Annotated in this window: 13 protein-coding genes and 1 pseudogene; 8 read left to right on the top strand and 6 right to left on the bottom strand. The window is 71.7% G+C overall.

Going from position 1 to position 19,456, the window contains the following annotated elements; all coding sequences use genetic code 11:
- Positions 1 to 25: 25 nt before the first annotated feature.
- A complete protein-coding gene (locus WBK31_RS19260; RefSeq protein WP_364053297.1) occupies positions 26 to 814 on the top strand; it encodes an aminoglycoside phosphotransferase family protein in 789 nt (262 codons plus the stop codon).
- Here WBK31_RS19260 and WBK31_RS19255 read toward each other — a convergent pair.
- The 3 genes from WBK31_RS19255 to WBK31_RS19245 form a co-directional block, all read right to left on the bottom strand.
- Entirely contained in the window at positions 792 to 1,592 is an 801-nt protein-coding gene (locus tag WBK31_RS19255; protein WP_406675507.1) for a carbohydrate ABC transporter permease, read from the bottom strand. The two genes, WBK31_RS19260 and WBK31_RS19255, sit on opposite strands and share 23 nt — an antisense overlap.
- Before the next feature lie 102 nt (positions 1,593 to 1,694).
- Positions 1,695 to 2,594 carry a sugar ABC transporter permease gene (locus WBK31_RS19250; RefSeq protein WP_364053291.1) on the bottom strand — a complete coding sequence of 300 codons (900 nt, stop codon included), beginning with the start codon at positions 2,592 to 2,594 and terminating at the stop codon, positions 1,695 to 1,697.
- Positions 2,595 to 2,602: 8 nt separating this feature from the next.
- Entirely contained in the window at positions 2,603 to 3,922 is a 1,320-nt protein-coding gene (locus WBK31_RS19245; protein ID WP_364053288.1) for an extracellular solute-binding protein, read from the bottom strand.
- Positions 3,923 to 4,336: 414 nt separating this feature from the next.
- Here WBK31_RS19245 and WBK31_RS19240 point away from each other — a divergent pair, with 414 nt between their 5' ends.
- The 6 genes from WBK31_RS19240 (at position 4,337) to WBK31_RS19215 (ending at position 13,382) form a co-directional block, all read left to right on the top strand.
- Positions 4,337 to 6,784 (top strand): glycoside hydrolase family 3 N-terminal domain-containing protein, encoded by a 2,448-nt coding sequence (locus tag WBK31_RS19240; protein ID WP_364053285.1) that lies wholly within the window; start codon positions 4,337 to 4,339, stop codon positions 6,782 to 6,784.
- Complete coding sequence (locus tag WBK31_RS19235) at positions 6,768 to 7,787, top strand: LacI family DNA-binding transcriptional regulator (RefSeq protein ID WP_364053282.1); 1,020 nt, start codon at positions 6,768 to 6,770, stop codon at positions 7,785 to 7,787. Before WBK31_RS19240 ends, WBK31_RS19235 begins: the two co-directional genes overlap by 17 nt.
- A gap of 430 nt (positions 7,788 to 8,217) precedes the next feature.
- Positions 8,218 to 9,288 carry an NAD(P)-binding domain-containing protein gene (locus tag WBK31_RS19230; RefSeq protein WP_378788258.1) on the top strand — a complete coding sequence of 357 codons (1,071 nt, stop codon included), beginning with the start codon at positions 8,218 to 8,220 and terminating at the stop codon, positions 9,286 to 9,288.
- Between the two features lie 539 nt (positions 9,289 to 9,827).
- Positions 9,828 to 11,576 (top strand): DJ-1/PfpI family protein, encoded by a 1,749-nt coding sequence (locus WBK31_RS19225; RefSeq protein ID WP_406675344.1) that lies wholly within the window; start codon positions 9,828 to 9,830, stop codon positions 11,574 to 11,576.
- A 115-nt stretch (positions 11,577 to 11,691) separates the two neighbouring features.
- Positions 11,692 to 13,206, top strand: coding sequence for a serine/threonine-protein kinase (locus WBK31_RS19220; RefSeq protein WP_406675343.1), 1,515 nt, complete (start codon positions 11,692 to 11,694; stop codon positions 13,204 to 13,206).
- Entirely contained in the window at positions 13,197 to 13,382 is a 186-nt protein-coding gene (locus WBK31_RS19215) for a hypothetical protein (RefSeq protein WP_406675342.1), read from the top strand. The genes WBK31_RS19220 and WBK31_RS19215 overlap by 10 nt, the downstream gene beginning before the upstream one ends.
- A gap of 714 nt (positions 13,383 to 14,096) precedes the next feature.
- Here WBK31_RS19215 and WBK31_RS19210 read toward each other — a convergent pair.
- From WBK31_RS19210 to WBK31_RS19200, 3 genes and pseudogenes are all read right to left on the bottom strand, one after another.
- The gene (locus WBK31_RS19210; protein ID WP_378790286.1) at positions 14,097 to 14,282 is read right to left on the bottom strand and encodes a hypothetical protein; all 186 of its coding nucleotides are present in this window, start codon (positions 14,280 to 14,282) and stop codon (positions 14,097 to 14,099) included.
- 90 nt (positions 14,283 to 14,372) lie between these two features.
- Positions 14,373 to 15,625 (bottom strand): annotated as a pseudogene (locus tag WBK31_RS19205) (sugar ABC transporter ATP-binding protein); the annotation flags it as partial.
- A 250-nt stretch (positions 15,626 to 15,875) separates the two neighbouring features.
- Positions 15,876 to 16,676, bottom strand: coding sequence for a DeoR/GlpR family DNA-binding transcription regulator (locus tag WBK31_RS19200; RefSeq protein WP_364053267.1), 801 nt, complete (start codon positions 16,674 to 16,676; stop codon positions 15,876 to 15,878).
- A 164-nt stretch (positions 16,677 to 16,840) separates the two neighbouring features.
- Here WBK31_RS19200 and WBK31_RS19195 point away from each other — a divergent pair, with 164 nt between their 5' ends.
- Entirely contained in the window at positions 16,841 to 19,366 is a 2,526-nt protein-coding gene (locus WBK31_RS19195; protein ID WP_364053264.1) for a PA14 domain-containing protein, read from the top strand.
- The last annotated feature ends 90 nt before the right edge of the window (positions 19,367 to 19,456 follow it).

Here is a 19,456-nt window from a genome sequence, read left to right as displayed (position 1 = left end):
CTCGCCGGACGGTAGAAGGGAGGGCGTGCGGAGAAGCGAGGACGGCGAGGAGATCCTGACGGGCGGCGGCGTCAACCACGTGGTCCGCGTCGCGGGCACCGTACGCCGGCCCACCGGCCCGTGGACGCCCGCCGTGCACGCGCTGCTGCGCCACCTGGCCGGACGCGGCTTCACCGGTGCTCCCCGGGTCCACGGCGTGGACGAGCAGGGGCGCGAGGTGCTCGGCTTCGTGGCGGGGGAGACCGCCGACCACCCGCTGCCGGCGTGGGCGCGTACGGACGAGGCGCTGACCGGCGCGGCCCGGCTGCTGCGCCGCTACCACGACGCCACCGCCGGTTTCACGCCGCCGCCCGGCGCCGTCTGGTACCTTCCGCCGGTCGAGCCGGCCGAGGTGATCTGCCACGGCGACGTGGCGACGTACAACACCGTGTTCAGGGACGGCGAGCCGGTCGCGTTCATCGACTTCGACACCGCGCACCCGGGACCCCGGCTGTGGGACGTGGCCTACGCCGCCTACCGGTTCGTGCCGCTCACCGATCCCGGTCACGCGGGCGGGGCGCCGGTGGCGGAACAGGCGCGCAGGCTGGGGCTGTTCGCCGGCGCGTACGGGCTCGGCGACGACGCGCTGAAGGCGCTGCCCGATATGGCGGTGACCAGGCTGGAGCGCCTGGTCGCCTTCATGCGCGAACGCGCCGCCGCGGGCGACGCGGCCTTCGCCGGCCACGTCGCCCGCGGGGACGACCGTCTCTATGAGAGGGACATGGCGCACCTGGCCAGGCACGCCGGCGAGCTCACTTGCCGAACCCGGCGGTGAGGCCGGCGAGGAGCTGGCGGCGGCCCACCACGTACAGCACCAGGATGGGCAGGGTGGTGAGCACGACCGAGGCGAGCACCGCGGGCACGTTGATGCTGTACTGGCCCTGGAACGACCAGAGCGCCAGCGGCAGCGTGCGCTTGTCGGGGCTCTGGGTGAGCACGAGCGGCAGCAGGAAGCCGTTCCAGATCTGCAGCGCGTTGTAGATCGTCACCGTCACCACGGCGGGGCGGGTGAGCGGGAACGCGAGCTTCCAGAGCATCTCGCTCTCGGTGGCGCCGTCGATCCGCATGGAGTCGAACAGCTCCTTGGGCACGTCCCTGATGAAGTTCGACAGGACGAGCACCGACAGCGGGATCGCGAACGCGATCGACGGCAGGATCAGCGCCATCAGCGAGTCGTACAGGCCGAGCTGGATGATGATCAGGTAGATCGGGATCACCACGGCCTGCAGCGGGATCGCAAGGCCCATGAGGAACATCGAGTTCGTCCAGCGCAGCAGGCGGCTCCTGCCGCCGCGGACGATCGCGTACGCCGCCATGAAGCTGACCAGCACGGCTGGCACCACGGCGCCGACGGTCGCGATGACGCTGTTGATGAAGTACTGGATGAAGTCGGCCTCGATGACCAGGCGGTAGTTCGCCAGCGTCGGCTCGGCCGGCGGGGCGAACGGGTTCTCCTGGTAGTAGTTCGACTGCGACTTGAAGCTGGTGATGACGATCCAGTAGATCGGCACGACGACGATCACCAGCCACAGGATGCTGGTCAGGCCGGCCATCCAGTTGGGTCGTTCCTGGCTGCGCGAGACCCGGCGGCGGTGAGCCGGTCCCGCCGCGAGCGTCTCGCGCCTTTGAGCCCTGGTGGGGGCGGTGGTCATGCGTCAGGCCCCTTCAAGCTGGCTGTGGCTTTGGTCTCGGCCGCCGAGCCGGCGCAGGAACAGCGACAGGGCGAGGCCGACGAGGACGAGGATGACCGCGATCACGCTGGCCGGTCCCATGAGGTTGGCCTGGAAACCGCGCTTGTACATGTCGAGCGCGAGCACCCTGGTGGCGTCGCCGGGACCGCCGGCGGTCAGCACGAAGATCAGGTCGAACAGGGTCAGCGAACCGACCACCATCAGCGTCGACGACGTGATGATCGTGTACTTGAGCTGCGGCAGCGTGATGCTGAAGAACCTGCGCACCCGGCCGGCGCCGTCGAGCTCCGCGGCCTCGTACATCGAACGCGGGATCTGGCGCACGCCGCCCTGGTAGATCAGCGCGTGGAACGGGATGTACTGCCAGGACACCACGAAGATCACCACGCCGAAGGCGAGCACCGGCTCACCGAGCCAGTCCTGCACGAGGAAGGGGATCCCCAGGCCGGCGCCGAGACCGAAGTTCGGGTCGAGCAGCGCCTTGTACGTGATGGCCAGCGCCGCCGAGCTGAGCAGCAGCGGAATGAAGAAGATCACCGACAGCACCGCCCGGTACCGCTGGTGACCGGCCAGGAAGGTGCCCATCAGGATGCTCGCGGGCGTCTGCACCGCCCACGAGATCGCCATGACGAGGAAAGTGATCCACAGCGCGTGCGGCAGGCCGGGATCCGAGAGGATCGCGGTCCAGTTGCTGAACCCGGCGACACCGATCTCCCCGAGCCCGTCCCACTGCGCGAAGCTGAGGGCGAGCACCCCCACCAGCGGAATGAGAGCGAAACCGACGAAGAACACCAAGGCCGGGATGGTCATCCACCCGAGGGAGCCGCGCCGGCCCGCCCTGGAGGCGGGCCGGGCGGTCGTCATCACAGCGCTCACTTGCCGATGACCGCATTCATGTTGGTGGCGAACTGCTGCGGCGAGATGCTCAGCTGGAACAGCTTGGCGATGTTGTCCAGCAGCACCTCGGCGGCCGTCGGGCTGAGCGCCTGGTCCCACGACTGGGCGAAGGACTTGGCGTTGACGGCGATGTTGTAGACGAAGGTCAGGAAGTCCTTGTCCTCGGAGTTGGCGAACTCCTTGTCCGCGCCCTTGATGATCGGCACGGCGCCGGTGCCCACCCACTCCTTGACGGCCGTGTCGTCGATGAGCGCGCCGGCGAAGAACTTCTTGGCGATCTCCTTCTGCTCGGGCGTCGCCTTGGAGGAGATCGAGATGTACTGGCCGGGGTTGCCCACGGTGTTGCCGGGGTCGCCCTTGCCGCCGTCGATCGGCGGGAAGTTCATGTAGCCGAGGTTGCCGCCGGAGACGAAGTCGCCGCCGTCGGCCTTCATGCTGCCGTACGTCCAGCCGCCGTGCAGCATCATCGCGGCCTTGCCGGTGTAGAGCAGCGCCTGGTCGGCGTTGGAGTCGGCGGTGATGGAGGAGAAGCCCTTGACGAAGCCGTTCATCTTGACCAGCTTCTGGATCTCTTCCAGCGCCTTGATCGCGGTCGGGTTGGACCAGGCGTCCTTCTCACCGTCGAACACGGCCTGGAAGATCTCCGGACCGCCCATGCGGTCGAAGAGGAACTCCAGCCACATCATGTTCGTCCAGCGCGACTGGCCGCCCAGCGAGAACGGCGCGATGCCCTTGGCGTTGAACTTCGGCACCAGGTCGAGGATGTCGCCCCACGTCTGCGGCGGCTGGGCGCCGATCTTGTCGAAGGCCCGCTTGTCGTAGTAGAGCACGATCGGCTGCAGGGTCTCGCACGGCATCGCGTAGATCTTGCCGTCGATCGTCGCCGCGCCGAAGGACGAGGGGAACAGCTTGTCCTTGACGGCCGGGTTCTGGTCGAACCACTCGGTCAGGTCGTCGACCTGGCCGGCCTGCACGTAGCTGCGCAGGGTGCCGCCGCCCCAGCCCCAGATGAGGGTGGGGGCCTGGCCGGCGCCGATGGCCGTCTTGATCTTGGTCTTGTAGGCGTCGTTCTGGAAGGTCGTGCCGACGATCGTCCCGTTGGGGTTGGCCTTGTTGTGGCGCTCGATCGTCCGGGTGCGCACACCCTCCTGTGGCTGCGTCGACAGGTACCAGTACGTGGCGCTGTTGGCACCGCCACCACCGGTGGTCGCGTTGCCCGTGCCGCCACCGGCGCCGGTCTGGGTGGGTCCTGTGCCGCCGCAGGCGGCGAGTGCTGCTCCTAGGGGGACACCCATGGAGACGAGGCTGAGAAAGTTGCGGCGAGAGGTGGTTGTCCTGGACTCCACGCTGATCTCCGTACTTGAGTGCCGCGGGCTGGGGGTCGCGGCTCGTTGATCAATGGATGCGATGACCGGCGGTCGTGGATTGGCACCCTAGTGCCACTCTTCCACTCCTCCTAGTGTCAGCTCATCGAAACATTTTCGACATGACCGCGGGGGTCGCCAATCTAGGTTTCGAAAATAGTGGTGTCAAGACCTTGTCGATCAGGGAAACATCTGGCTATCTGATGTGGCGCGTGTAAGGTAGCAGCGCGCGTGCTCTTAGCTGGAGGTCTGGGACGGCGAAGGCCGCGCGCGGAGATCGGCACCGCTGTCGAAACATTTTCGAAAAGTTACGTGAAGACCGCACCTTCTTAAGGAGCGCAGTACATGACGGCTCTAGATCGGACCCCGACGGCGGATCGGGCACTGCGCCCGTGGCAGGACCCGGCGCTCGCCGTGGCCGACCGAGTCGAAGCCCTCCTTGCCGAGATGACCCTGGAGGAGAAGATCGGCCAGCTCGGCAGCCGGTGGGTCGGCAACGACATGAGTCAGGCCGAGGAACCGGAACCGGGCGCCGAGCCGCTGAACGTGGCACCCATGCAAGACGTCTTCGCCGCCTCCGGCACCATCCCGCTGGAGGAGGCGGCCCGGCACGGCCTCGGCCACCTGACCCGCGTCCACGGCAGCGCACCCGTCACCCCGGAGGAGGGCGCGGCCGAGGTCGTCCGCCAGCAGCGGATCGTGATGGAAGGCTCCAGGCTCGGCATCCCCGCCATCGTGCACGAGGAGTGCCTGACCGGCTTCACCGCCTTCGGCGCCACCGTCTACCCCGCCGCCATCGCCTGGGCCGCCACGTTCGACCCCGACCTGGTCGAGCGCATGGCCGCCGCCATCGGCCGCGACATGCGGGCCGTCGGCGCGCACCAGGGCCTGTCGCCGGTGCTCGACGTCGTCCGCGACTACCGGTGGGGACGGGTCGAGGAGACCATGGGCGAAGACCCGTACCTGGTGGCGACGCTCGGCGCCGCCTACGTCCGCGGCCTGGAGAACGCCGGCGTCATCGCCACGCTCAAGCACTTCGCCGGCTACTCCGCCTCCCGCGCCGCCCGCAACCACGGCCCCGTGCCGATGGGCCGCCGCGAGCTGCTCGACATGATCCTGCCGCCCTTCGAGACCGCGATCGCGCTCGGCGGCGCCCGCTCGGTCATGCACTCCTACTCCGAGGTCGACGGCGTCCCCGCGGGCGCCGACCCGTGGCTGCTGACCGAGGTGCTGCGCGATGAGTGGGGCTTCACCGGCACCGTCGTCTCCGACTACTGGGCCGTTCCGTTCCTCGCCACCATGCACCGCATCGCCGCCGGCACCGAGGAGGCGGGCGTCCACGCGCTCACCGCCGGCGTCGACGTCGAGCTGCCCGACACGCTCGGCTTCGGCGCGCACCTCGCCGAGCGCGTGCGCAGCGGCGAAGTGCCCGAGGAGATCATCGACAGGGCCGTGCGCCGCCTGCTCACCCAGAAGGTCGAGCTCGGCCTGCTCGACCACGACTGGACGCCCGAGAAGTCCGTCGCCGGCGCCGCCGACGTCGACCTCGACTCGCCCGCCAACCGCGCCCTCGCCAGAGAGCTGGCCGAACGCTCGATCATCCTGCTCGACGCCGGCACCGCGCTGCCGCTGCTCGGCGAGGGCCGCACCGCGCCCCGCCGCGTCGCCGTCGTCGGGCCCGCCGCGCACGACCCGCGCACGTTCATGGGCTGCTACGCCTTCCCCAACCACGTGCTGCCCCGCCACCCCGGCCTCGGCCTCGGCATCGAGGCGCCCAGCGTGCTCGACGCGCTCACCGCCGAGCTGCCCGACGCCGAGGTGCGCTACGAGAAGGGCTGCGAGGTGCGCGGCGACGACCGCTCCGGCTTCGCCGCCGCCGTGGCGGCCGCCCGCGAGGCGGACGTGTGCGTGGCCGTCGTCGGCGACCTGGCCGGGCTGTTCGGGCAGGGCACGTCCGGCGAGGGCTGCGACGCCGAGGACCTGCGGCTGCCCGGGGTCCAGGCCGACCTGCTCGCCGAACTGGCCGGCACGGGCACGCCCGTGGTCGTCGTCGTGGTCTCCGGGCGCCCGTACGCGCTGGGCGAGGTCCGCGACCGCGCCGCCGGGCTCGTCCAGGCGTTCATGCCCGGCGAGGAGGGCGGCGCCGCCATCGCCGGCGTGCTGACCGGCCGCGTCCAGCCCACCGGCAAGCTGCCCGTGCAGATCCCGCGCACGCCCGGCGGCCAGCCCGCCACCTACCTGCAGCCGCCGCTCGGCACCGACAGCCACGGCATCAGCAACCTCGACCCGACCCCGCTGTTCCCCTTCGGTTACGGCGCCTCCTACACCACCTTCGAGGTGTCGGACCTGCGGCTCAGCTCCGCCGAGGTGCCCACCGACGGCGAGTTCACCGCCACCGTCACCGTGCGCAACACCGGAGCGCGGGCCGGCGCGGAGGTCGTCCAGCTCTACATCAACGACCTCGTCGCCCAGGTCACCAGACCCGTCAAACAACTCATCGGATACGCCCGCGTCCCGCTCGAACCAGGCGCCGACGCCGAGGTCACCTTCCGGATACACGCGGACCGCACCTCCTTCACCGGGCGCGACCTGCGCCGCGTCGTCGAACCCGGCGACATCGAGGTGCTCGTCGGCACCTCGGCCGCCGACCTGCCGTGCCGCGCCGTCGTACGATTGACCGGCCAGGCCCGCCACGTCGGCCACGACCGGCGCCTCGTCACACCCGTCGAGGTGAGCGCCGGCACGGCCGCGGGGCAGTCTCGGCAAGGGGGTGCAGATGCCGCCCAGCTCTAGACGGGCCACACTCGCCACGGTCGCGGCCTCCGCAGGAGTGTCCGTCGCGACCGTCTCCAAAGTGCTCAACGGCCGCAGCGACGTCTCCCCGGCCACTCGCTCCCTGGTGCAGGAGCTGCTCCAGCAGCACGACTACGTCGCCCCCGCACCGCGCCGCGAGCAGGCCGGGCTCGGCACCGTCGAGGTGCAGTTCGACACCGACCTCAACGCCTACTCCACCGAGATCATCCAAGGCGTGATCGAGGCGGGGGCCGAGGCCGGCGTCGGCGTCGTCGTCAGCATCAGGAGAGGCGAGGCCCGCACCACCGCCTGGGCGCGCAGCCTGGTCGCCGCGGGACGGCGCGCGCTCATCGCCGTCACCAGCGAACTGACCGCAGGACAGCCCGCCGCGCTCAGCAGGGCACGGCTGCCGCTCGTCCTCATCGACCCGCTCAACCTGCCGCGCACCCGCGTGACCAGCATCGGCTCGACCAACTTCGCCGGCGGGCTGGCCGCCACCCAGCACCTGCTCTCCCTCGGCCACCGGCGCATCGCCTACATCGGCGGCCCCGCCACCGCCGCGTGCAACCAGGCGCGGCTGCACGGCTACCGGGCGGCCATGGAGGCCGAAGGGGCGCCCGTGCTGCCCGGCTACGTGCGCTCCAGCCACTTCCACTACCAGGACGGCGTCGAAGGCGGAGCCGCCGTGCTCGACCTGCCGCACGCCCCGACCGCCATCTTCGCCGGCAGCGACGAGATGGCCGTCGGCATCATGGAGGCGGCGCGGGCGCGCGGGCTGCGCATCCCCGAGGATCTGAGCATCGTCGGGTTCGACGACACCCAGATCGCCAAGGTCACCTCGCCGCCGCTCACCACCGTCCGGCAACCGCTGCGCGAAATGGGGCAGGCCGCGCTGCGGACCGCGCTGCGGCTGGCGGAAGGTGAGCGGGTGGACTCGCATCATGTGGAGCTCGCGACCGAGCTGGTCGTCCGCGGCTCCACGGCCCCGGTCCGCAAGCCCTGAGGTGTGACCGCTCACCCCGGGTCCGCCCCTCGTACCGGCCCGGAGTCTGTCACGCACGCTCTTCGTTGCCGTCCACTACTCACCCCCCGACCTCTCGTCCCCGTCCGCACCCGGCCGCCCAGCCCTTCGTCCTGGCCGCCTGCCGTCCGGGCTCCTGCCGGTTCCCGGCCCGGACCGGGCGCTCCCGGCCACGGGCCGCCCTTTCTCCCGTCGGCGCTTTCCGGCGGGGGAGGGGGAGGCGGCTCAGCGGCCGTCCTTCGCTGCACCTCCGTCCTGGCGGGGCCGGACGGGAACAGGAGTCCTCCCCGCCGCAGGCCACGGCACCCCCAGGCGCGTCCCCGCCGTGGAGAGGGGATGGACGCCCTGACGGCCATGGACGCGACGGCAAAAGGAGCGGGTGGGAAGAGGGGCGGGGCCCTGGTGGTTGAGGGTGAGCGTGGAGGAGACCGAGGTCGTCGTCATCGGGGCCGGGCAGGCCGGCCTGTCCAGCGCCTACTTCCTGCGCCGGTTCGGGTTCGAGCCCGTGGTGCTGGACGCGGGCGCGGGCCCGGGCGGGGCGTGGCGGCACCGTTCGCCCTCGCTGACGATGGACAAGGTGCACGGGGTCTTCGACCTGCCGGGCTTCCCCAAGCCGCCCGGCGGTGACGGGTCGCGGCAGGCGGCCGAGGTCGTTCCCGCGTACTACGGCGCGTACGAGCGCGCCGCCGGGCTCCACGTCGTACGTCCGGTACGGGTCACGTCCGTACGCGAGGGCGAAGCGGGACGGTTGCTGATCGAGACGGACGCGGGGGAGTGGTCCGCCGCCGCCCTCGTCAACGCGACCGGCACCTGGACCCGCCCCTACTGGCCGTACTACCCGGGCGCCGCCACCTTCGCCGGCCGCCAGCTGCACTACGCCGACTATCGGGGGCCGGCGGAGTTCGCGGGGCGGCGGGTGGTCGTCGTGGGCGGCGGCGCGTCGGCGGTGCACGTGCTGTCGGAGATCGCGGGGGTGGCCGCCGCGACCGCGTGGGTCACGCGGCGGCCACCCGAGTTCCGGGACGACGACTTCGGCGAGGACGCCAGGCGGGAGGCCGTCGCCATGGTGGAGGAGCGCGTACGCGCCGGGCTGCCGCCGCAGAGCGTCGTCGCCGTGACGGGCCTGACCTACAGCGCCGTCGTACGTGAGGCGCTGGCCAAGGGGGCGCTGCACCGGCGCCCGATGTTCCGCCGCATCACCGAGAGCGGCGTGGAGTGGGACGACGGCACGTTCCTGGCCTGCGACACCATCATCTGGGCCACCGGATTCCGGGCGGCGCTCGACCACCTCGCCCCCCTGCACCTGCGCGAGCCGGGCGGCGGCGTCCGCGTGGACGGCACCCAGGTCGTCCGCGACCCCAGGATCCAGCTCGTCGGCTACGGCCCCTCGGCCAGCACGATCGGCGCCAACCGCGCCGGACGCGTCGCCGCCCGCAACGTCCGCCGCCTCCTGACCGCCGCCTCCGCCCGCCCGGCCGCCTGAGCACGCTCGCCACATCGCGGCCTTGGGACCGCTGATTCCACGCGCCTCGCCGTCCGAGCGCGCTTGTGGCCGCCGCTCCCGGCCGACCAGCCCCCGCCGACCAGCCCCCGGCCGACCAGCCCCCGCCGACCAGCCTCCGGCCGACCAGCCTCCGGCCGACCAGCCTCCGGCCGACCAGCCTCCGGCCGACCAGCCTCCGGCCGACCAGCCTCCGGCCGACCAGCCTCCGGCCGACCAGCCGCCAGGCCGACCAGCGCCCGTCTGAGTCTCGCCGTCGCTCCACTGACGTCCCACCCGCGTCCCCACCGAGAACGCCGGAACCGCGCCCGATGCCCCACGCCACCGCTATCGGGAAATGTCCGGTGGATGTCCGGTCTATGTCCTTGTCCTGGAAGCGCAGGTCGAACACCATCCGGAGGTGACTCATATGCGCGGTGGGAAGGGGCGATCATGCGGGGCGGAACGTCAGCGGGCAGAACCCGCCATCCAGGCATCGACCAGCGGCTGAGCGCGGCTGCGCGGCCATCGGAGGCCGGGCGATGACGGAGAAGGAGACGCGCACGGGAGCGCTCCGTACGGCGGGCCGCCTCTTCTGGCACTACGCCGAGCTGGTCATCGCGGTCAACCTCGGCATGCTGCTGCTCGGCATGGCGGGCAACGCGCTGCTGCCCGCGAGCACCCGTGCCGACGTCCGGCTGCTCATCATGGTCGCCGAGATGGCCGTCGTCCCGGCGCTCTGGATGGCCGTCCGCCGCCACCGCAAGCAGGCCATCGGCGAGATGGTGGCGATCATTTTCGCGCCCTTCCTCGTCCTGTTAGTCCTGTTCTGGTTGGGCCTGCTCGGCGTCGCCCAGGTCTCGATGATCGGCCACTGGGCGATGTACATCCTCATGGCGGCCGCCGTGTTCAGGCGCCGCGACGAGTACGCCGCCCTGCCCCGCTTCACCGTCCGGGGGAAGTGGTTCAAGGGCGCGGCTTCCGTGCTGATCGTGCTGCTCATCCCGGGCGCGGTCTCGGCGGCCAGCACGATCGGCAGGTTCGGCGACATCTACGAGGCGCGCGCCGACGCCGTCTCGGTCGCGCCCGCGGCCAAGAGCCACGACCCGGCCAAGCCCACCGTGGCCTTCCTCACCGGCGGCAACGGCACCAACGCCGCCGACCTGCTCGGCCCGTACGAGGTGCTGGCCCGCACCGGCCGGTTCAATCTCTACGTCGTCTCCGCCGGCCCCCGGCTGATCCACATGACCGGCGGGCTGGACCTCGTCCCCGACATGACGTTCGACGAGCTCGACCGGCTCATGTCCGGCCAGGGCGACACCCTCGACGCCGTGATCTTCCCCGCGATGCAGACGCCTGAGCCCGCCGAGCTGGCCTCCATCAACGCCTGGGCGCGGCGGCAGTCGGCCGCCGGCGCGCTGACCGTCAGCGTCTGCAACGGCGCCCGCGCGCTGGCCCGCACCGGGCTGCTCGACGGCCGTCCCGCCACCTCGCACTGGCTGCGCATGCGCGGCCTGCGCGCCGACTTCCCCGCCGTGAAGTGGCGAAGCGGCATGCGGTACGTCGACGACGGCGACGTGATCACCGCGGCGGGCGTGCTGTCCGGCATCGACGCCGCCCTGCGCATCGTCGAGCGCCTGGCCGACGCTCCCGCGGCCCGCCAGGCGGCCGACGCCGTGCACTGGCGGCACTACTCGCCCGGCGCGCCCGCGAGCATCCCCGTACGCAGCCTCGAACTCGCCGACCTCGTCGCCCCGCTCAACTCCTCCTACCAGACCGGCCCGTCGGACATCGGCGTGCTGCTCACCGACGGCGTCGGGGAGCTGGAGCTCGCCTCGGTGTTCAACTCCTACACCGAGCAGTCCGTGGTCGGGCGGACCATCGCCGTGGCCGACGGCCCCGTCCGCTCCGAGCACGGCCTGACGTTCGTCCCCCGCGCCACCCTCGCCGCCGCGGCCACCGGGCTCGACCGGCTCCTCGTGCCCGGCCTGGACGCCGCGCGCCGCCAGGTGCCGGGCGTCGGCGATCTCCGTCCGGAGTACCTCCACACGACCGGGGAGTTCGCCTTCGACGCGGTGCTGCGCGACATCGCCCGTACGTACGACGTGGCGACGGCGAGGTTCGCCGCCAAGACGCTGGAGTACCCGGTGGTCGACGTCAAGCTGACCGGACCGGGATGGCCCTGGCTCCCGACGCTGGTCTTCGTCCTGCTCCTGCTGCTGGGCGTCGCCGCCGCCTGGACGATCACCGTGGCGATCCGCTTCCTGAGCCGCAGAAGGGCCCACGCCTAGCGGCCATACCGATCCGATCACTGTCGCCGTCACTTCCGGTGGAGGGGGTCGACACGTGTGGTGACATCGGGTTAGCGTCCTGATATAAGGATCTTTATCCGGTCAGGAGGTCTCCATGGAGGTTCCCGGCTACACAGAGATCCGGGAACTCGGGCACGGCGGAACCGGCCGGGTGATGCTCGCCGTCCGCGACTCCGACGGCTTACACGTGGCGATCAAGCACCTCTCCGGTGAGCTGCGCGAGGACGAGGCGTTCGTCGCGCGGTTCAGGGAAGAGGCGCGGCTCATCCAGGAGATCGACAGCCCGCACACGGCCCGCGTGCTCGACTACGTCGAGGGCGACGACGACGCGGTCATCGTGATGGAGCTGGTCGACGGCGTCACCCTGCGGCGGCTGCTGAGCAACGAGGGTGCGACAGGCCCGCAGGCGGCGCTGTCGGTGCTGAAGGGCTCGCTGCTCGGCCTGGCGGAGGCGCACCGGCACGGCGTGGTGCACCGCGACTTCAAGCCCGAGAACGTGATGATCACCCAGGAGGGTGAGAGCAAGCTCGTCGACTTCGGCGTGGCCGCCCGGGTCGGGGAGACGGGTGTGCTGGCGGGCACGCCCTCGTACATGGCCCCAGAGCAATGGGACGAGGCGCCGGCCGGGCCCGCCACCGACGTCTACGCCGCCACCCTCGTCTTCTACGAGTGCCTGACCGGCCACCGCGCCTTCCACGGCGAGAACATCGCCGCCCTCGCCTACCAGCACCAGCACCTGCCGCCGCCGATCGACGACATCGAGGCGCCGCTGCGCCCCCTGATCGAGCACGGCCTGGCCAAGGACCCGGCGCAGCGTCCCGAGTCGGCGCTGGCGTTCCTGGAGGAGCTGGAGGACACGGCGCGGACGGCGTACGGGAGTGAGTGGGAGGAGCGCGGCCGTGCCAGGATGGCGGCGCTCGTCGTGCCGCTGGCCGGGCTGCTGCCGAAGCCGCCCGCCGTCCCGGAGCCCGGCACGGGGACGAGCCTTTTCCACAGCGCGCTCTCGCCGGCCGGGAAGCTCGCCATGACCGGCGGCCTGGTGGTGGCGACGGCCGTGGCCGTCGTGTCGACGTTCGCGATCCTGGGCGACGCGCCCGACCCGCGCAGCGTGACCGAACCGCCGCCCGCCACCGTGGCGCTGCCCCCGCCGACGACACCCGCCCCGTCCTCGCCGTCACCGTCGCCGACCCGGGAGACGCCCACGCCCGAGCCGACGCGCACCGAGGCGTCGCCCACGGCGAGCGAGCCGACCGCGCTGACACCGGCGGTCACGTCCCCCGTCCGCCCGGTGACCAGGCCGCCCGTGGTGAGCAGGCCCACGACCCCGCCCACCACCAGGCCCACCACCCAGCCGACGACCCGGCCGACGACCCGGCCGAGCCAGCGGCCCACCACGAGCCGGCCCACCCGCGAGCCGACCCGAAGGCCGACCAGGACGAGCCGGCCCACCCGTCAGCCCACCGCGGACCCGACCACCATCCGGCCGACGCCGCCTCGCGACGACGACCCGCCCGCACCCAACCCGCCCGACACCCAAGAGCCGCCACCGCCCGTGACCAACGAGCCGGAGCAGCCCGCCGGCCGGGTCCGCTCCTGTCGGTGTCGGTGAGCGTGTCGCTCGGCGTGCCCGTACTCAGGGGCGAGAGGGGACTCCTGGACGCCGACATCGGCCTCGGCCTCGGCACCAGCCTCCTCGGCTTCGCGGTCGTCCCCGGCTCCGTGCTGCTGGGCCGCCACCTCGTCGTCCGGAGAGTCCGCAAGGGCCGCGACCGCGACCAGCAGTGACGCGGCGGCGAGACGTTCTGTGACCGCGTGGTCCGGCCGCGAAAGGGCCGGTGACCACGTGGTCCTGTGGCGAGCAGGTCCGTGATCGCGTGGCGGGGACCGCTTCGGCCGTCCCGCCACCGCACCGAGCGCGTCCGCAGTGCCGGGCGCGTCCGCAGTGCCGAGCGCGTCCACAGCGCCGGGCGCGTCCGCAGTGCCGGGCGCGCCCGGGCCCGCAGAAACGCGCGGCTTCGCGCAGCCTCGCGCCTTCGGGCGCGCGCAACCCGGTCGGGGCTGCGTCGGAACACCTTCGCGTCGTGCTGAGACGCAAAGGGGAGAGTGCGCCGCCCCCCGAGTCGCGTCCGTGGAACGCGCCGTCGTGCCGGGTTATGCCGGACGAGAGTGCGCCGTCGCGCTGAGCCGCGTGGGGTGGGAGAGGGCCGTTGCGCGGTGCCGGTCTGCGGTGGTGCGCCGTGGAGGCGGGTCATGGGTGGCTGCGTGGACCGTTGCGCGGGGCCGGGTTCGCGGTGGTGTGCCGTCGCGCTGGGCGGCGTCTGTTGCCGTCATCGTCGTGCTGGGGCGCGACACCGGGAGCGCGCCGCTGCGCCGGGCCGCGCAACAACGTGAGCACGCCTCTGCGCCGGACCCCGCGGCCGGCGGACACCTGGCGCGGCGAGCCTGTGTGTGCCCGCGAACGTGCCGTGCCGGGGGCGGGACGCCTGGCGGCCGGGGTGGTCAGTCCTTAGCGAGGGCGGCCAACAGGCGGTCTTCGGTGACCTCGGGGCCGGTGAGCTGTTCGGTGATCGCGCCGTCACGCAGCACCACCACGCTGTCGCAATTCTCCACCAGCTCGCTCACATCGGACGAGATGAGCAGGATCGCGAGCCCGTCCACGGCCAGCTCGTCGAGCAGCGCCTGCATCTCCGTTTTCGTGGCGACGTCCACCCCCCGGGTCGGCTCATCGAGCAGCAGCACCTTCGGGTGCATGGCGAGCCAGCGGGCGAGCAGCACCTTCTGCTGGTTACCGCCCGACAGCTCGCCGGCGGGCTGGCGGGGGAGACGGCCTTGATGCCGAGCCGCCGCATGAAGGTGGCGACGATGTTGTCGATCTGCGCGTCGGATACGATGCCGGCCCGCGACAGGCGGGGGAGCGCGGCCAGGGCGATGTTGTCGCGTACGGACAGGGTGGGCACGATGCCCTCGGTCTTGCGGTTCTCCGGCACCAGCCCGATCCCGGCGCGTACGGCGCTCCTGATCGACCACTTGCGCACGGGAGCACCGGCGACGGTGACCTGACCGGCGTCCACCGGCAGCACGCCGGCGATGGCGCGGGCCGTCTCGCTGCGCCCGGCGCCGAGCAGACCGCCGAGCCCGACGACCTCCCCAGCCCGCATGGCGAGCGAGACACCGTCCAGCATGTGGTGCCGGGTGAGGCCCTTGGCCTCCAGGACGGGTTCGTCGGCGGGCACGTCGGGCTCGCCCGCGGGCAGGGACGGCGCGGCGGGGTGGAAGGGGCGGCCGAGCATGAGCGAGACGAGCCGCAGCCGGTCGAGCCCGGCCAGCGGCCCGGTGTGCACGACCCGGCCGTCGCGCAGCACCGTGACCCGGTCGCAGATGCCGTACAGCTCCTCGAGCCGGTGGGTGACGTAGATGACCGAACGGCCCTGCTCGCGCAGCCGGGTCACCGCGCCGAACAGCACCTCCAGCTCGCCGTGGTCGAGCGCGGTCGTGGGCTCGTCCATGATGACCAGGCGGGCGTCGGCGGACGCGGCCCGCGCGAGCGCGACGATCTGCCGCGCGCCCTCGCCGAGCGAGCCGAGCGGGCGGCGTACATCCACCTCCAGCCCGTACGCGGCCAGCAGCTCCTCGGCTCTGGCGTGCACGGCCGCGGAGTCGATCAGCCCGAGCCGCCCGCGCGGCTCACGGCCGAGCAGCAGGTTGCGGGCCACGCTCATGGTCGGGACGAGGTTGGTCTCCTGGTGGATGGTGGCGATGCCGGCTCGCTTGGCGTCGGCGGTCCCGGCGAAGCGGACCTGCTCGCCGAGTAAGCGCAGCTCGCCGGCGTCGGGCGGGTAGACGCCCGAGAGCACCTTCACCAGGGTGGACTTGCCCGCGCCGTTGCCGCCGATGAGGGCGTGCACCTCGCCGGCGCGTACGGACAGGGAGACGTGATCGAGGGCGGTGACACCCTGGAACGCCTTGAGAACGCCAGCCACCTGCAGCACGGTTGCCTCCGCCTCGATGGTGATCGAGGAAGGAAACATTACAGTAACGGCCTTGTCACATTCGATCAGTGTGGCGATCAGAAACCGCACCGATCGGACTCGGGCGACGTGCGCGGGTAGGCCGCGCAGAATTGGGCCGCGTGCGGGGCGGGGGTGTGCCGCGCAGGATCGGGCCGCGTGCGGGGCGGGGGCGCGCCGCTCACAATCGGGCCGCGTGCGGGCGCGGGCCGATCAGAGCCGGGCGACGTGCAACCGGCTGATCAGAACTGGGCGACGTACAACCGGCTGATCAGAACTGGGCGACGTGCAGCCGCACGCCGCGCGCGCTGAGGTCGTCGAGGACCTCGCGGGGCGCGGCGTCGTCGGTCACCAGGTGGTCGATGCGGTCGGGCGCGACGGTCTGGACCATGGTGTCGACACCGATCTTGGTGTGATCGGCCAGCACCACGACCTCTTCCGCGGCCGCGGCGAGCGCCCGGTCGACGCCCGCGACCTGCATGTTGGGCGTGGACAGCCCGCGCTCGGCGGTGAGCCCGTTGCCGGAGATGAACGCCCGCCGGACCCGCAGCCCGGCCAGTGAGTGCTCGGCCGCGCTGCCGACCAGGGCGAGGATGGAGCCGCGCAGCGTGCCGCCGGTCATCATGACCTCGATGCGCGGCGAGCCGGCCAGCACCTGCGCGACCAGCAGCGAGTTTGTCACCACGGCCAGCTCGGAGTGCCTGGTCAGGCGGCGGGCGAACTCCTGCGTGGTGGTGCCCGGCCCGATCACGATGGCGTCGCCGTCCTCGACCAGCGCGGCGGCGAGATCGGCGATCGCGGCCTTCTCCGCCGACTCCAGCGAGACCTTGTGCGCGTAGCCGGTCTCGCGGGACAGCTCGCCCGGCAGGGTGGCTCCGCCGTGGTGGCGGTTGAGCAGGCCCTCGGACTCCAGGGCGCGCAGGTCGCGGCGGACGGTGACCTCGGACGAGCGGACCGCCTGGGCCAGCTCGCGCAGCGACACGGCGCCGTTGGCGCGCACCAGCTCGAGGATGCGCTGGCGGCGCTCGGCGGCGAACACGGGCCTGCGTCCGTCACTCTGCGTGTCGCTCACGAGCCGATCATAGTCGACCCGCCAACATCAGTTCACCTCTGACCGAACGCGAACGAATCTGATCGGAAATCTTGACCGGCTTGGTCCATCGGTGCTTATTTTGGTGCCTGTCAGGGTCAAAAGCTGTCCGAACCTGATCGGCGCCTTCCGAAAGGACACTCCCCGTGCGCAAGCGCCTCGCGTTGCTGCTGGCCGTGCTGACGGCCGTGTTATGGCAGCTACCGGCAACCGCCTCCGCAGGAACGGCGGCCCTCCCCGAGCGGAACGGGCTGCGCGGCGACTACTACCTGGCCTCGGGGCCGGGGCAGTTCGACTTCGCCGAGCTCAAAGCGAGCATCATCGACCCGAATCTGGAACTTCCCGACCTCAACCCCACGTTCCAGCTCCTGACCGGCAGAGAGGACGACGTCACCGTCCGATGGACCGGCCAGATCACCCCGAAATACTCCGAGACCTACACGTTCTCCATCATCGGTGACAACGGGTTCCGCCTCTGGGTGGACGACCAGCTGATCATCGACCACTGGGTGGACGACTGGGACATCGAGCAGGTCGGCACCCCGATCGCCCTGGAAGCGGGCCGCAAGTACGACATCAAGGTCGAGTACTTCGAGCACTACGGCGGCGCCCACCTGCGCCTGCGCTGGCAGAGCCCCAGCCAGCCGAAGCAGATCGTGCCCACCGAGGCGTTCACCGTGCCGGCCGACTTCCAGCCCGCCGGACCGTACGACGCCCGCGTGAACACCGCCGGCGACGCGGTGACGCTCACCTACTCGGAGCCCCTGGCCCCGCTGCCCGCCGACGCGGCCGGCAAGCTCAAGCTGACCGTCGGCAACGCCGCCTGGCCGGTCACCTCGGCCGTCCAGAAGAGCCCGGAGACCGTGGAGCTGGCGCTCGAGTACCCGATCCCGGCCAAGGCCGGCACCACCGTGCGCACCTCGTACGACGGCGAAGGCGGCATCACCTACGCCGACGGCACCCCGCTGCCCGCCTACGCCCACGCCGGCGTGGTCAACCTCTCCACGTACGTGCTCAAGACCCGCTGGACCGACAAGGTCGACAAGAACAACCCGCTGCCCGAGTACCCCAGGCCGCAGCTCGCCCGCGACCGCTGGCGCAGCCTCAACGGCGTCTGGCAGTTCGCCCCGGCGAAGGAGGGCGAGGCCGCGCCGATCGGCCGCACCCTGCCCGAGCGGATCACCGTGCCGTTCCCCGTCGAGTCGCAGCTGTCCGGCATCGGCCGGCACGAGGAGCGCATGTGGTACCGCCGCACGTTCGAGGTGCCGCGCTCCTGGAGCGGCGAGCGGCTGCTGCTGCACCTCGACGCCGTCGACTGGGACGCCACCGTCTACGTCAACGGCAAGCGCGTCGCCACCCACAAGGGCGGCTACGACCGCATCAGCGTGGACGTCACCGACGCTCTCAAGCGCACCGGCAAGCAGGAGCTGGTCGTCGGCGTGTACGACCCGACCGACCGGGGCTCGCAGCCCGTCGGCAAGCAGCGGCTCGAAGCCGGCAACATCTGGTACACCCCGGTCTCCGGCATCTGGCAGACCGTCTGGATCGAGCCGGTCGGCAAGGCCCGCGTCGACCGCGTGGACACCGTCCCCGACGTGCCCGGCCAGGCCGTGTACGTCACCGTGCACGGCACCCCCGGCACCGCCACCGTGATCGCCAAGGACGGCCGCCGCGTCGTCGGCACCGTACGGGGCAAGGTCGGCGAGAAGCTGCGCATCCCCGTACGCGACCCCAAGCTGTGGTCGCCCGAGAACCCGCACCTGTACGACCTGGAGGTCCGCCTCAAGGACGACAAGGTGACGTCCTACTTCGGCATGCGCGAGATCAGCCTGTCCGGCAACCGCATGCTGCTCAACGGCAAGCCGGTCTTCCAGATCGGCCCGCTCGACCAGGGCTTCTGGCCGGACGGCATCTACACCGCGCCGACCGACCAGGCGCTGCGCTACGACCTGGAGCAGACCAAGGCCCTCGGCTACAACGCCGTCCGCAAGCACGTCAAGGTCGAGCCCGACCGCTGGTACTACCACGCCGACAAGCTCGGCCTGCTGGTCTGGCAGGACATGCCGTCGGCCTTCAAGACCGACGACAGGCAGCAGTTCGAGACCGAGCTGCGCAGGATGATCGACCAGCACAGGAGCGTCCCGTCGATCATCATGTGGGTGCCGTTCAACGAGGGCTGGGGCCAGTACGACCAGGCCCGCATCGCCGACCTGGTCAAGAGCTGGGACCCGACCCGCCTGGTGAACAACATGAGCGGCGTCAACTGCTGCGGCGCCGTGGACGGCGGCAACGGCGACGTCAAGGACTTCCACATCTACCCGGGCCCCGGGAACCCCGGAAAGCCGGAGGGCACCCGCGCGACCGTGCTCGGCGAGTACGGCGGCCTGGGCCTGCCGGTCGTCGGCCACACCTGGTCCGGCGGCGGCTGGGGCTACGCGGTCGAGCCGAACCCGCAGGCCCTCACCGACCGGTACGTGGGCATGATCGAGGAGCTGGAGCGGCTGCACGCCTGTGAGCAGCTCAGCGCCGCGATCTACACCCAGACGACGGACGTCGAGACCGAGATCAACGGCCTCATGACGTACGACCGGGCCGTCACCAAGCCCGACGTCAAGCGCCTCCACGACGCCCACAAGCGGCTCACGAGCGCGATCAACCCGCCCTGCAGCTGAACCCCCCGCGCGCCCGGACCCCGTCGGACGGGCACCGTCGGACGGGCACCGTCGGACGGGCACCGTCGGACGGGCACCGTCGGACGGGCA

This window comes from Nonomuraea sp. N2-4H (genome assembly GCF_045291505.1).
In the GTDB taxonomy this organism is placed as follows: domain Bacteria; phylum Actinomycetota; class Actinomycetes; order Streptosporangiales; family Streptosporangiaceae; genus Nonomuraea; species Nonomuraea fastidiosa.
Note: the sequence above shows the minus strand (reverse complement) of the source record. Positions and strands in the feature narration are given on the sequence as shown.